The organism is Plantactinospora mayteni, from assembly GCF_016862935.1.
Taxonomy (GTDB): Bacteria; Actinomycetota; Actinomycetes; order Mycobacteriales; family Micromonosporaceae; genus Plantactinospora; species Plantactinospora mayteni.
Genome location: NZ_BONX01000050.1, coordinates 90,046 through 102,847 on the forward strand (window position 1 = coordinate 90,046; position 12,802 = coordinate 102,847).

The following is a 12,802-nucleotide window of genomic DNA, read 5'->3' on the forward strand; positions in this document are numbered from 1 at the left end:
CTGATCGGACCGGTCGCACGTCCCTTCTCCGCCGGAACCGAACAGATCGACCCACAGCGGCAGGTGTCGCCCGGGCATCGGGCGGGTACCCGTGACGCCGAGGTCGACAGGGAGGCGGACATGGGCAACGCGGCCGACCGGTCGGACGGGTACGCCGGGCGCCCCAGCCAGCTACTGGACCGTCTCCCCTGGTTGGTGCGCTGGGCCGTACTGGCCAGCGCCTGCCTGCTCGTCCTCACCGCCGGGGCGTACGTCCTGGCGCAGATCGCCATCCGGCTCGGCCCGCTGAGCATCGCGCTCGCGGCCACCCTGTTCCTGGCCGCGCTCTTCGATCCGGTGGCCAGCCGGCTGCGCCGGCACCGCTTCCCGCCCGCACTGGCCGCACTGGCCGCCATCCTGCTGCTGCTGGGGCTGCTCGGCGGTGCCGTACTGCTGATCTGGCGGCTGACCGCCGACCAGTTCTCCGACCTGGCCCAGCAGCTCGACCAGGGGCTGGAGCGTACCCGCGACTTCCTCATCGGCGCGTTCCCGATCAGCGAGCAGCAGCTCGACAGGTGGACCCAGCAGGCCGTGACCGGGATCCAGAAGTCGGCGCCCGACCCGGTCAGCGGGGCGGCCACCGTGGCGGAGGCGGTCGGCGGTCTGCTGCTGGTCCTGGTGCTGTTGTTCTTCCTGTTGAAGGACGGCCGCCCGATGTGGCGGTGGGTGCTGGGCTGGATCGGCGAGCCGGCCCGGGCCCGGACGGCGGCGGCGGGCCGGGCCGGCTGGCGCACGTTGGGCGCGTACACCCGGGGCACGATGATGATCGCCGCGATCGACGCGATCGGGATCGGGATCGCCCTGGTGATCCTCCGCGTTCCACTGGCGCTGCCGCTGGCGGTGATCACGTTCCTCGGCGGCTTCGTACCAATCATCGGGGCCACCGTGGCCGGGAGCATCGCGGTACTCGTCGCACTGGCCGCGAAGGGGCCGACCACCGCGCTGCTGGTGCTGGCCGCGGTGATCGCCGTGCAGCAGACGGAGGGGAACCTGCTCGAACCGCTGATCATGAAACGGCAGGTCCGGCTGCACCCGGTGGTGGTGCTGCTGGTGGTCACCGCCGGCACGCTGCTCGGCGGCATCGTCGGCGCCTTCGTCGCGGTGCCGATCGCCGCGGTGCTCTACAACGTGGTCAGCACGGTGGCGGCCGACCGCCACGCCCGGGCCGGCAACGCCGACGACCAAGCGGAGGGCCAGGACGCGCCCCGGGCCGACGGCGCGCCGGCCGGCAAGACCGACGAGGAGAACGAGGCGGGCCCGACACCTGGCGACGCCGGCCGAACGGATGGCTGCTGACCCGGCGCGGCTTTGGTGCGCGCGTGGCTCGGCCGGGCTGGATCGCCGGGAGACCCGGCGTTACGGGGCGCCGAGCTGGCTGTGCAGTTCGGCACCGTCGAGGTCGGCGAGGTAGATCGGGGTACCGGGCTGGTGCCGGCGACCCTCGGCCAGCCGGCCGGCGTCCACCGGCTCGTACCCGACCTGCTCGATCAGGTCGGAGACCTGCCGTTTCGCGCCGACGTCGTCGCCGGCGACCGGAATGCCGTAACGGCGCTGGGCCGAGGACTGACGGCCGTACTCGCGCAGGTGCTCCCAGCGCATCGTGTTGAACGCCTTCACCACGTGCGCCTCCGACAGGTGCCGCTGGAGCAGCTCGCTGGAGGTGGTCCGGTCCTCGTCGAGCTCCGGGTAGTGGCCGTCCCGCTCCGGGTAGTAGTTTCCGGTGTCGATCACCGTCTTGCCCGCCATCGGCTCGGCGGGCAGTTCGGCGTACCGGCCGACGGGTACCGAGACCACCACCAGGTCGCCGAAGCTGGCCGCCTCCGGCACGGTCGCCGGATGCACCCGCTCGCCGAGTTCGTCCGCGAGCCCACGGAGCGTGTCGGGACCCCGCGAGTTGGCCACTGCCACCTCGTGGCCCGCCTTGTTGAACAATCGGGCCAGGGTCCCGCCGACGTGCCCGGTGCCGACGATGCCGATCCGCACGGTCCTCCCCCTTCCACCGCCTGGGCCGGGGCTACCCGACCAGCCACCCGGCAAACGCCCGCCCCCGCCCGTCGACCGTCGGGCATAGGCTGGTCGAACCCCCGAGGGAGGTGGCACGGTGACGACCGAGCCGAGGTCGGAGTTCGTCGGACGGCGTCCGGCGCCGGCACTGCGGCCCTACCTCGCCGGGTACGTCGGCTACCGGGAGAGCAACCTGCCGCCGGGGCGGCACCGAGGGCTGCCGTCGCCGTACCTGACGCTGATCCTCACCCTCGACGACCCGCTGGTGGTGGTCGCCCATCCGGATCCGGCCACGCCGCCGGGCCGGTACGACTCGCTGCTCGGCGGCCTGCACACCACGCCCGCGCTGATCGCGCATCCCGGCCGGCAGTCCGGGATCCAACTGGCGCTCAGCCCGCTCGGCGCGCGGGCGCTGCTCGGCCTGCCGGCCGGAGAACTCGCGCACATCGACCTCGACGCCGGGGCGGTGCTCGGGCCCTTCGCCGAGGAACTCCGGGAACGGCTCCGCAGCGCGGACGGCTGGGCCGAGCGGTTCGCGCTGCTCGACCGGCTGCTCACCGACCGGCTCGCCCCGGACACCCGGCTCCCGGCCGAACTCGTGCACGCCTGGCGGCGGCTGTTGGCCAGCGGTGGCGGCGTGCCGGTGGCCGAGCTGGCCCGGGAGACCGGCTGGAGTTCCCGCTATCTGAGCCGGTCGTTCGGGATCGAGATCGGGTTGAGCCCCAAGCGGGCCGCCCGGGTGGTGCGGTTCGACCGGGCCCGCCGGCTGCTCCAGCGCCCGCCCGTCGCCGGCCGGCCCGGCGGGCTGGCCGAGGTGGCCGCGGCGGCCGGCTACTACGACCAGGCGCACCTGGACCGGGACTTCCGGGCCTTCGCCGGCTGCCCGCCGAGTCGATGGCTGGCCGACGAGGCCGGCGGCGGCGAGGGCGGCGGCGGGTTCCGAAACGTCCAAGCCGAGCCGGGGGCCGGGTCGGCAGACTCGGCGGCATGACAGTCAACTCGCCTCCACCGCCGCAGGTCTGGCCTACGCTGCGGGCCCGGGACGCCCGGGGGCTGATCCGGTTCCTGGTCGACGCGTTCGGCTTCGAGGAGATCATGGTCAGCGCCGAGGGCGACGTGGTGCACCACGCCCAACTGCGCTGGCCGCCCGGCGGTGGCATCATGCTCGGCTCCGTACGGGACGATCCGGCGGATCCGTGGCCGCTGCGACCGGGCACCTTCGGGGCGTACGTGGTGACCGACGACGTGGACAAGCTGCATGCCCGGGCGGTCGCCGCCGGTGCCGAGGTGATCGAGGAGCCACGGGACACCGACTACGGCTCACGGGAATTCCTGGCCCGTGACCCGGAGGGCAACCGCTGGTCGTTCGGCACCTATCGGGGCGAGGCCACACCTTCCTGACCGGCACGGGGGCGGGCCGGAACCCGCACCGCCTCGACGGTGGGGGCCCGGCCCGGCCGGTGGGGAGGGCCGGGGGCGGGACGGGGACCGGTGAACCGTCCCGCCCCCGCTCCCGGGCCGTCACTATGCGGCGCTGTAGGTCAGGCAGCGGTCCAACTTGACGCTGTCGTCGTGGCTCCAGTACTCGACGATCCGGTCGCCGTCGACCCGCAGGATGTCGACCCCGGAGCAGGCCACGATGATCCGGTGTGGACAGAGAGTGCTCGGGTCGTCGCCGGCCCGGGTGAGCTTCCACCGACCGGCGATCAGGTCGGGCCCGATGATCGGGCCGACCTCGACGGCCAGCCGGGCGTCCGGGCAGCCGGCGTGCCGGCCGGAGACCCAGGCCACCAGCGCCTGACGGCCCCGGACCTGCTCCGGCGACCCGCCGGGCACCGGAAGGTGGGCGAGAACCGTGGGCGCGAGGATCTCCTCGACGAGCGACCGGTCGCCGTTACGCAGCGCCATCCAGTTCTGCCAGAGCATCGGCCGGGAGTCGACGGGGACCACGGCCGAGCTGTGGTTGGTGTTGATGGTCATCGCGAGAGTCCTCCCGTGGGCGGTGATCCGGCCCGGCCCGCCGATCGCTCGGCGGCACCGCGCCGGCCTCGTCACCTACCATTCTCGCCGCTGGTCAGGACAGCATCCTGTCCGCTTTTCCCGACGAATCCGCTCGTCCGGGCAGTTGCAGCCGGGTCGCCGGCACGTCGAGCCCACCCCGCCAGGCGGGCTCGATCGACCGGGGCGGCGCGGTCTCGTTGGTCGGCGCCGCCCGGCGCATCCGGTCCAGCCGGAACCCGCGTACCTCCTGCCGGAGTCGGCACCAGCCGACCAGATACCACTGCCGGCCGGCGCCGAGCAGCTCCACCGGCTCGATCAGCCGGTGCGAGATCGCGCCGTTGCGGTCGACGTATTCGATCGCCAGCACGGTGCGGCTGAGCAGCGCGTCACCGGCGGTCCGGAGCACCTGCCGGGCGGGCGCCGCCGCCGGCTCCGGCTCCAGTGCCGTCAGCCTGATCCGGCCGGCGATCTCGGCCACGGCCTCCACACCGGAGGGTGGCATCACCGCGAGGATCTTGTGCAGCACCGAACGCGCCGCGTCGACGAACGGAGTGTCGGCCATGGTCTCCAGCGCGACGGCGGCGGCGACCGCCTCGCGCGGGGTAATGTTCACCGGCGGGAGCGTGTAGGCCCGGTCCAGTACGTAGCCGCCACCCCGGCCCAGCTCGGGGTAGATGGGCACGCCGGACTCCTGTAGGGCGCCGATGTCCCGCCTGATCGTACGCGCGTCGACCTCGAATCGGTCGGCGAGCCAGCGTGCGCTGCGCGGTCGGGGTGCGACCGCGCGCAACTCCTCCACCAGGGCATAAAGCCGATCGGTACGGTTCACCTGCCAAAACTACCGGTCTGGTATGACGTTTCCGCCGGCTCGCGCACCGGCCCGAGCCGCTGCTCACCGGCCCGGCGCCCCGGGCAGCTGGCTGCTGAGGTGTCGGGCTTCGATGTCGGCCCGGTCGAGGGTGCGGCGGGTCTCGTCGACTGCGGTCAGGAGCCGCTGCTCACCAGTCCGGGCGCGTCGGCCAGCCGCAGTACGATGCTGGCCAGCGCCGGGGTGCGGGTGTCCCGGGGGTCGCTGAGGATCCCGGCCCAGAACCGGGCGTCCCGGGCCGCGTCCCGGTCGCCGGTCTCGTCGTACGCCCGGGCCAGCATGTGCAGCGTGGCCGCCTGGGCCGACGGCATGCTCATCTCCTCGAACGTCCGGACGCACCGCCGGAGTACCCCGACCGCCGCGTTCGCCCGCCCCTCGCCGATCCAGCTCACCGCCAGGTCCCGGGCCAGGCCGGTGGCCCAGGGGCGGTCACCCAACTGCACCGCCAGGTCGTGGCTCTGCTGGAGCCGGTGCACCGCCTCGGCACGCCGGCCGAGACAGACCGCCGCCGAGGCGAGGTGCCGCAGCGCGGCCAGCAGCACGTACCGGTCGTTGACCGTACGCAGCAGCGCCACGGCCCGCTCCGCGGCGGCGTACGCCAGCGCCGGCTCGTCGCGGAGCAGCCGGGTCACCGCGAGCGCGTTCAGGCAGCGGGCGGTGACGATCTCGGCGGCACCCAGCTCGTCGGCCTCGGCCACCGCCGCCTCGTCCACCGCCAGCGCCTCGTCCAGCCGCCCCAGCCCCCGATACGCGGCCGAGAGCACCGGCGCGGCCAGCAGCGCACCGAGCGGGTCCCCCTCGGCCCGGAACAGCGCCACCGCCCGCTCGGCGGTCGACGCGGCGTCCTCGGCGCGGTTCTGGTAGTCGTAGAGCACCGCCTCGTCGCTGAGCAGGCAGGCCAGGCCGTGCCGGTCGGCGAGCCGCTCGTAGCGGTCCCGGCCGTCGCGCAGCCGCTCGGCCGCGCCCGCCAGGTCGCCCCGGGCCAGTTGCAGCAACCCGATCACGAAGTCGGCCCGGGCGATCGTCCGGTCGTCGCCGATCCGCTCGGCGGCTTGCCGGGCCAGCCGCTGCACCGCCTGGAGTTCCGTCCAGTGCCCGTGCACCCAGCAGAACGGGGCGAGCCGCTCGGCGAGATCGATCGCGGCCCGCTCGGCACCGCACTCCATGGCGAGTCCGAGCAGCCCGGTGAGGAAGTCGAGTTCGGCGGTGAACCAGCCCAGCGGGTCGGCGGCGACCCGCTCGGCGGCGCGTGCCGGGCGTACCCGTTCGGCCGGCTCCGCCAGGCGGGCCCAGGTCAGGGTCCGGGGCAGCCGGCGAGCGGCGGTGCCGGCGAGCGCGGCGGACGCCGCCACCAGCCGACCCCGGGCCCCGGCCCGGCGTCCCGGCCGGCCGGCCGGGACGGCGGGGGAACCGGCCGGGGTCCCCACCGTCGGGAGTGGACGGTCGTCGGCGACGGCGAGTTCCTCAGCGTAGACCCGGAGCAGGTCGTGCAGGCGATAACGCGGTTCGCCCCCGTCGGGCGGTCGGGTCACCTCCAGCAGGCTCGCCTCGACCAGCTCGTCCAACACCCGGTCGGCGTCGGCGCTGTCGAGCAGTTCGGCGACCGCCCAGGCCGCGAAGCTGACCGGGCCGAGCGAGCCGAGCAGGCCGAACGCCTCCCGGGTCGGCGGCGAGAGCGCCTGCACGCTCAGCGCCAGGCTGGCCCGGACCTGGAGGTCTCCGGCGGCCAGCTCGTCGAGGCGCTGCCGCTCGTCGTCGAGCCGGTCGGCGAGGATCGCCAGCGGCCACGACCGGGTGGCGAGCCGGGTACCCGCGATCCGGACCGCCAGCGGCAGGTTGCCGCAGGCGGCGGCGATCCGGGCCGCCTGGCCCGGCTCCTCCGCCACCCGCTCCGGACCCACCACGTCGGCCAGCAGCGCCCGGGCCTCGTCGTCGGTCAACGGGCCGACCGGCAGGTGCCGGGCGTCGATCAGCCCGCTGAGCCGGCGCCGGCTGGTGGTCAGCACGGCGCTGCCGGGGGTACCCGGAAGCAGTGGCCGGACCTGGGCGGCGGTGGCGGCGTCGTCGAGGACGACCAGCACCCGCCGGTCCGCGAGCCGGGCCCGGTAGGCGGCGGCCAGCGCGGAGAGGTTCTGCGGCAGCGCCGAGCCGGGCACGCCCAGCACCCGGAGCAGGTCGGCCAGGACCGCAGCCGGATCCCGGGGCGCGGCCGAGGCACCGGCCAGGTGTACGAAGAGCTGCCCGTCCGGGAACCGCTCCCGGATCCGGTGTGCGACCGTCACCGCCAGGGCGCTCTTGCCCACGCCCGGCTGGCCGGAGACCGCCACCACCGGCACCCCGCCGGCCGCCGAGTCCAGCATCCGCTCGATCCGCTCGATGCTGCCGGCCCGGCCGACGAAACCCGGCAGGGCCGGCGGCAACTGGCAGACCGGGAACGGTGACCGGGGTACGGTCTCCGGCCGGTTGCCGGCCCGGCCGACCGACGGCTCCGCGCCGCGCAGGATCGCCTGGTGCAGCCGGCGCAGTTCGGGTCCCGGCTCGACGCCCAGCTCGGTGACGAAGATCTCCCGGGCCCGCTGGTACGCGGCCAGTGCGTCGGCCCGGCGCCCGGCGCGGTGCAGCGCCACCATCAACTGGCCGTACGGCCGCTCCCGCATCGGGTGCTCGGTGACCAGTTGGTGCAGCTCGGTCAGGACGGTGGCGAGGTCACCCTCGGCGTCGAGGTCGGCGTCGACGCAGTCCTCCTGCGCGCCGACCCGTTCGAGCTCCCACTGTGCGAGTTCGGGCTCCAGGGTCGGCACCGTCAGGTCGGCCAGGGGTCGCCCGCGCCACTGCCGCAGCCCGCGCCGGAACCGGTCGGCGGCGAGTACCGGATCGCCCGCGGCCAGCGCCGCCCGGCCGGTGGCCACCTCCCGGCGGAAGACGAGTACGTCGACGTCGTCGGTCGGCACCCGCAGCAGGTAGCCGTCGCTGCGGTGCTCGATGGTGACGCCGGGCAGCCGCTCCCGGAGCCGGGAGACGTAGGTCTGGAGGTTGGAGGCGTACGAGGCCGGTGGTTGGTCGCCCCAGAGCGTCTCCACCAGCCGGTCGACGGTGACGAGTTGGCCGGCGCCGACCAGCAGCGCGCCCAGCACGGTGCGCTGGTGCCGGCTGCGCAGCACCACCTCGGCGCCGGAGTCCGTGCAGACTCGCAGCGGCCCGAGCACCCCGAACTTCACTCGCCGTCTCCCCGAGCCGCAGGCAAATCACGGACATGAAACCGTACTACGCTGTCTGCCCTGGATGTGGCGGTGTACCGGCCCTTCGTCGGCGTGGCGTGTGGCAACGAACCTTTTTCAACCTCCCCTTGCGGTCCGTGGTGGCCGCAGGTGGAAGGCGGGGCGCATGTGCCGCGCGGTTCAGGTTGAAAGGTTCGATCGTGTGGCAGTTGTGTGGCGGGCATCCCCAAGCTGCTAGAGGCCCGCGGGGGGCGGGCCGGTCACGGGGGTCGGCGTTCGGGGGGACTCGGGTGCCGGGGAGGTGTCCCTGACACCGGATCGAGCGCCGGGCACCCGACCATCCGATGTAGACCCCGGCCGACCCGGCCGCCGGTCCGGGCGCGCCGGCGCTGGTCCGACCGGTGCGCCCCGTGCGCCCCTGTGCGACCCTGGGGCGCTCCGGGTGACCCGGGCCTAGCGGCCTCGGACGGCCGCGACCATGCAGTTTTCTTCCGAAAGGCAATGATGTCCACATATCCACCGCCGGGCTACGGCCCTGGCGAGCCGTCCAACGACCCTCGCTATTCCGGCCAGTCCGGCGGGTACGGCGCTCCGGCGGGCGGCGGTTCCGGCTACCAGTCACACTCCTCGGGCTCCTACCAGCCCTCGTCGGACCCGTACCAGCAGTCCTCCGGCTCCTACCAGCAGTCCTCCTCCGGCTCCTACCCGCCGCCCTCGTCGCCGGGTTCGTACCCGCAGTCGTCGGAGCAGCAGTACCCGCAGGCGTCCGGTTACCCGTCGTCGGGCGCGCACGCGTCGGCGCCCTCCTCGCCGGCCGGTCCGCCCGCACAGTTCGGTACCCCGGTGCCGCCGAAGAAGAGCAAGGCACCGCTGATCATCGGCATCGTCCTCGGCGTCGTACTGCTCTGCTGCGGCGGCGGCACCGCGCTGGCCCTCTGGGCCGGCGACGACGAGACCGATCCGGGCGTCGCCGCCAGCGAGAGCCCGGACGCACCGAGCCCGAAGACGACGCCGAAGGGCAAGGCCTCGCCGACCCCGGAGGAGGACTCGATCGAGGGCGACCTCGACAAGTTCAAGAAGGGCGACTGCCTCACCATCGACGAGATCACCGACGAGGTCGAGGAGGCGAGTTGCGGCGCCAAGGGCGCGCTCGAGGTGCTGCTGCGCAAGGACGGCACCATCAGCGAGTCCGCCTGCGAGTCCACCGACTACACGCAGTACCTCTACCAGGACGGCACGATCGGCACGCTCCAGGACTTCATCCTGTGCGTCGCTCCGGCCCGCTGACGGCGGCCCGCGAGTGAACCTTTTTCCACCTGAACCGCGCGGCGCTCGCGCCCCGCGTTCGACCTCGCGGTCCATCGGACCGCAAGGGGAGGTTGAAAAAGGTTCAGTAATCCGCCCCCTCGCGGCCCGTGAGGGGGCGGGCCGGCAGGGGTGAGCGGGCGCCGCCGGCCGCCGGGGGCGGCGGATCGACGGCAGTCGACCAACGGGGGGTGCGGTGGTCCGGGGCGGGGAGCGTCCGGGCCACCGCACGGTCGCTTCCTTAGCCCCCAACCAAGCGATTCTTAAGACTGAACTAAGCCGGCCGCTCGGGCTTGGTTTCCGACCCGTACAACCGGTACATATTCTTCGTGACTCGTCGTCGGGATGTCGAAACGGCCGAGCCGCTCACCGAATGGGTGACCGGCCTGTTGCCCCGGGTGCCGTCCGAGGACCCCTACGACCGGCCACCCCGGGGGCGGGACCGCGAACCGTACGACGAGTTCGAGCGGTACGACCCGGCCGAGCCGGCGCGTACCGACGACGGGTGGTCGAACCCGTCCCGTGGCCGTGAACCGTCCCGGGGCCGCGAGCCGTGGTCGTACGCCGAGGAGGCGCCCGCGCGCCGACCCAACCCGATCAGCGGGGCGGCGGAGGCGGCCCGGCACCGGGAGACCGCCGAGGTCGAGCCGTACGACCGCAGTGGCCGGCTCTTCTTCCACATCGTCTTCTGGTCGGCGCTGGCCACCAGTGTCTACCTGTGGTGGCTGAACACCCCGGCCGAGTCGATCCGGACCACCGCCGACATCCTGATCGCCGGTGGCCGGCTCACCGGCATGGTCGGCGGGTTCCTGCTGCTCGCCCAGGTGCTGCTGATGAGCCGGGTCGGCTGGCTGGAACGCTGGATCGGCGCGCACTCGCTGCTGATCTGGCACCGGGAGCTGGGCGCCTTCCTGCTGCTGGCCATCCTGGCGCACGCCGGACTGATCGCGGTCGGCTACAGCAAGCTCACCAACACGCCGGTGGGCGAGGGCACCTGGCGGCTGCTGAGCACGTACGAGGACATGATCAGCGCGACGGTGGCCACCGGCATCCTGGTCGGCATCGCGCTGCTGGCCATCCGGGCCATCCGCCGGATGATGAACTACGAACTCTGGTACTACCTGCACCTGAGCACCTATCTGGTGCTGCTGTTCAGCTACGGCCACCAGTTCGCCGCCGGCCAGGAGCTCTCCAAGCCCGGCTTCGGGCAGTACTTCTGGGCCGGGCTCTACGTCTTCGTCGTCGCCTGTGTCCTCTGGGGACGGATCATCGCCCCGATCAAGTTCAACCTGCGGCACCGGCTGCGGGTCGAGGACGTGGTGCCGGAGGCGTACGAGATGGTGTCGATCTACATCTCCGGCAACCGCCTCGACGAGCTGGACGCCCGGGCCGGGCAGTACTTCCGGTGGCGGTTCCTGACCAAGGGCGCCTGGTGGCAGGCGCACCCGTTCTCGCTCTCGGCCGCGCCGAACGAGCAGTGGCTGCGGCTGACCGTCAAGGTCGTCGGTGACCACACCGAGTCCCTGCAATACCTGGAGCCGGGTACCCGGATCTTCGCCGAGGGGCCGTCCGGGGTCTTCACCGCCGATCGGGCGATCCGGCCCCGGGCGCTGCTGATCGCCGGCGGCAGCGGCATCGCGCCGATCCGTGCGCTGCTGGAGGACCTGCCCGAGCAGACCGTGGTGATCTACCGCTCCCGGACCGAGGAGGAACTGCTCTTCCGCGACGAGCTGGACTTCCTGGCCCGGTCCCGGAACGCGCAGGTCTGGTACGTCATCGGCTCCCGCGAGGACCCGGCGTCCCGGCACCTCTTCACCGCCAAGGGCATGCGCGAGCTGGTCCCGGACGTACGCCGCCGGGACATCTACCTCTGCGGGCCGCCCGGCCTGGTCGACGTCTCGATGCGGACGATGCGCAAGCTCCGGGTGCCGCGCCGGCAGATCCACCTCGACCCGTTCGAATTCTGATTCCCCCCGCACACCACCCCTACGGAGGTAATCCCGTGCGTCGTGCCGCCTTCGCCGTCCTCGGTACCGCCATCGGCGCCACCCTGCTGATCGGCGCCAAACTCGGCACCTCGACCGACGACCCCGGCACCCAGGTGGCGCTGGAGGAGGAGACCGGCGACGCGTCCGCCAGCCCGTCACCGGGCGGCACCGCCCCGGCCGGGAAGGCCACCGCGCCGCCGGCCAAGAAGCCTGCGGCCAAGCCGCCGGCGGGCGGGCTGAAGGACGGCACCTTCGCCGGTGCGACCGCCAACTACGACTACGGGGCCATCAAGGTGACCATCACGGTCGCCGGTGGCAAGGTCACCGACGCCGACGCGACCTATCCGGACGAGGACCCGACCAGCGCCGGGATCAACGAGAACGCGATCCCGAAGCTGCGCCAGCAGGCGCTCGCCGCGACCAGCGCCAGCAAGCTGAACACGGTCTCCGGGGCGAGCCTGACCAGCGCGGCGTACAAGGCGTCCCTCCAGTCGGCGCTCGACAAGGCGAAGGCCTGAGTTCGATGGGTACCGCCGGGCTGCGCAGGGTCGAACAGATCATGGGTACGCCGATCAGCGTGCAGCTCACCGACCCGCTGCCGGCCCGGCGCCTGGAGGTACTCGCCGAGCAGACGTTCGACTGGTTCCGCGAGGTGGACGAGCGGTTCAGCACCTACAAGGAGCAGAGCGAGGTCAACCGGTTCGAGCGGGGCGAACTCTCCATCAAGGACTGTTCCGCCGACCTGCGGCTGGTGGTCGAGACCTGCGCCGACCTGTGGCGGGAGACGGACGGCTACTTCGACGCGTACGCGACCGGCCGGTTCGACCCGTCCGGCTATGTCAAGGGCTGGTCGGTGCAGGTGGCCTCGGACCGGCTGCTGGCGGCCGGTTGCCACTCGCACTGGATCAACGCGGGCGGGGACATCCGGGCCCGGGGCGGCCCCCGACCCGGCGAGCCGTGGCGGATCGGCATCCGGCACCCGTGGCAGGAGGACAAGATCTGCTGGGTACTCGGCGGCAACGACTTCGCGGTCGCCACCTCCGGCACGTACGAGCGCGGTTTCCACGTGATCGACCCGTACCGGGGTGCCCCGGCCACCGAGCTGACCTCGGTCACCGTGGTCGGCACCGACCTGGGCCGCACCGACGCGTACGCGACGGCCGGGGTGGCGATGGGTCAGTCCGGGCTGCGCTGGCTCTCCGAACTGCCGGAGCACGAGGTCGGCATCGTCACCTCCGACGAACTGTGCTATCGCACCGACGGCTTCCCGGTGCTGCCCACCGAGCCGCCGCAGCGGCCCGCCACCACCCGCTCCGACCTGCCCGGCCAGCCCGCCCCCCGGCTGAGCTGACCCGCCGGCCCGCATCCGGGCTGAGCTG

At 73.3% G+C, this 12,802-nt stretch carries 11 protein-coding genes; 7 read left to right on the top strand and 4 right to left on the bottom strand.

Annotation, left to right across the window (positions count from 1 at the left end; all coding sequences use genetic code 11):
- Nucleotides 1-120: 120 nt before the first annotated feature.
- Nucleotides 121-1,335 carry an AI-2E family transporter gene (locus Pma05_RS33370; protein ID WP_203861494.1) on the top strand — a complete coding sequence of 405 codons (1,215 nt, stop codon included), beginning with the start codon at nt 121-123 and terminating at the stop codon, nt 1,333-1,335.
- 60 nt (nt 1,336-1,395) lie between these two features.
- Here the strand turns inward: Pma05_RS33370 and Pma05_RS33375 are convergent, their stop codons facing one another.
- Entirely contained in the window at nt 1,396-2,022 is a 627-nt protein-coding gene (locus tag Pma05_RS33375) for an NADPH-dependent F420 reductase (RefSeq protein WP_203861495.1), read from the bottom strand.
- Between the two features lie 118 nt (nt 2,023-2,140).
- On the opposite strand from Pma05_RS33375, the gene Pma05_RS33380 reads away from it, so the two are divergent.
- Complete coding sequence (locus Pma05_RS33380; RefSeq protein ID WP_203861496.1) at nt 2,141-3,034, top strand: helix-turn-helix domain-containing protein; 894 nt, start codon at nt 2,141-2,143, stop codon at nt 3,032-3,034.
- Complete coding sequence (locus Pma05_RS33385; RefSeq protein ID WP_203861497.1) at nt 3,031-3,444, top strand: VOC family protein; 414 nt, start codon at nt 3,031-3,033, stop codon at nt 3,442-3,444. Before Pma05_RS33380 ends, Pma05_RS33385 begins: the two co-directional genes overlap by 4 nt.
- Before the next feature lie 123 nt (nt 3,445-3,567).
- On the opposite strand, the gene Pma05_RS33390 is transcribed toward Pma05_RS33385, so the two are convergent.
- From Pma05_RS33390 to Pma05_RS33400, 3 genes are all read right to left on the bottom strand, one after another.
- Nucleotides 3,568-4,023: a nuclear transport factor 2 family protein gene (locus Pma05_RS33390; protein ID WP_203861498.1), complete on the bottom strand. Its 456-nt coding sequence runs from the start codon at nt 4,021-4,023 to the stop codon at nt 3,568-3,570.
- A gap of 94 nt (nt 4,024-4,117) precedes the next feature.
- Nucleotides 4,118-4,873: a helix-turn-helix transcriptional regulator gene (locus Pma05_RS33395; protein ID WP_203861499.1), complete on the bottom strand. Its 756-nt coding sequence runs from the start codon at nt 4,871-4,873 to the stop codon at nt 4,118-4,120.
- Nucleotides 4,874-5,028: 155 nt separating this feature from the next.
- Nucleotides 5,029-8,130: an AfsR/SARP family transcriptional regulator gene (locus tag Pma05_RS33400; RefSeq protein WP_203861500.1), complete on the bottom strand. Its 3,102-nt coding sequence runs from the start codon at nt 8,128-8,130 to the stop codon at nt 5,029-5,031.
- 504 nt (nt 8,131-8,634) lie between these two features.
- Between Pma05_RS33400 and Pma05_RS33405 the strand changes: the two genes are divergently transcribed.
- The 4 genes from Pma05_RS33405 to Pma05_RS33420 all read left to right on the top strand — a co-directional run bounded on the left by Pma05_RS33405 (nt 8,635) and on the right by Pma05_RS33420 (nt 12,774).
- On the top strand, nt 8,635-9,417 hold the full coding sequence (locus Pma05_RS33405) for an LppU/SCO3897 family protein (protein WP_203861501.1): 783 nt from the start codon (nt 8,635-8,637) through the stop codon (nt 9,415-9,417).
- A 347-nt stretch (nt 9,418-9,764) separates the two neighbouring features.
- Nucleotides 9,765-11,402 carry a ferredoxin reductase family protein gene (locus tag Pma05_RS33410; RefSeq protein ID WP_239313646.1) on the top strand — a complete coding sequence of 546 codons (1,638 nt, stop codon included), beginning with the start codon at nt 9,765-9,767 and terminating at the stop codon, nt 11,400-11,402.
- Between the two features lie 35 nt (nt 11,403-11,437).
- Nucleotides 11,438-11,941, top strand: a complete 504-nt coding sequence (locus tag Pma05_RS33415; RefSeq protein ID WP_203861502.1) for an FMN-binding protein — start codon at nt 11,438-11,440, stop codon at nt 11,939-11,941.
- 5 nt (nt 11,942-11,946) lie between these two features.
- Nucleotides 11,947-12,774: an FAD:protein FMN transferase gene (locus Pma05_RS33420; protein WP_372441599.1), complete on the top strand. Its 828-nt coding sequence runs from the start codon at nt 11,947-11,949 to the stop codon at nt 12,772-12,774.
- Nucleotides 12,775-12,802: the final 28 nt, after the last annotated feature.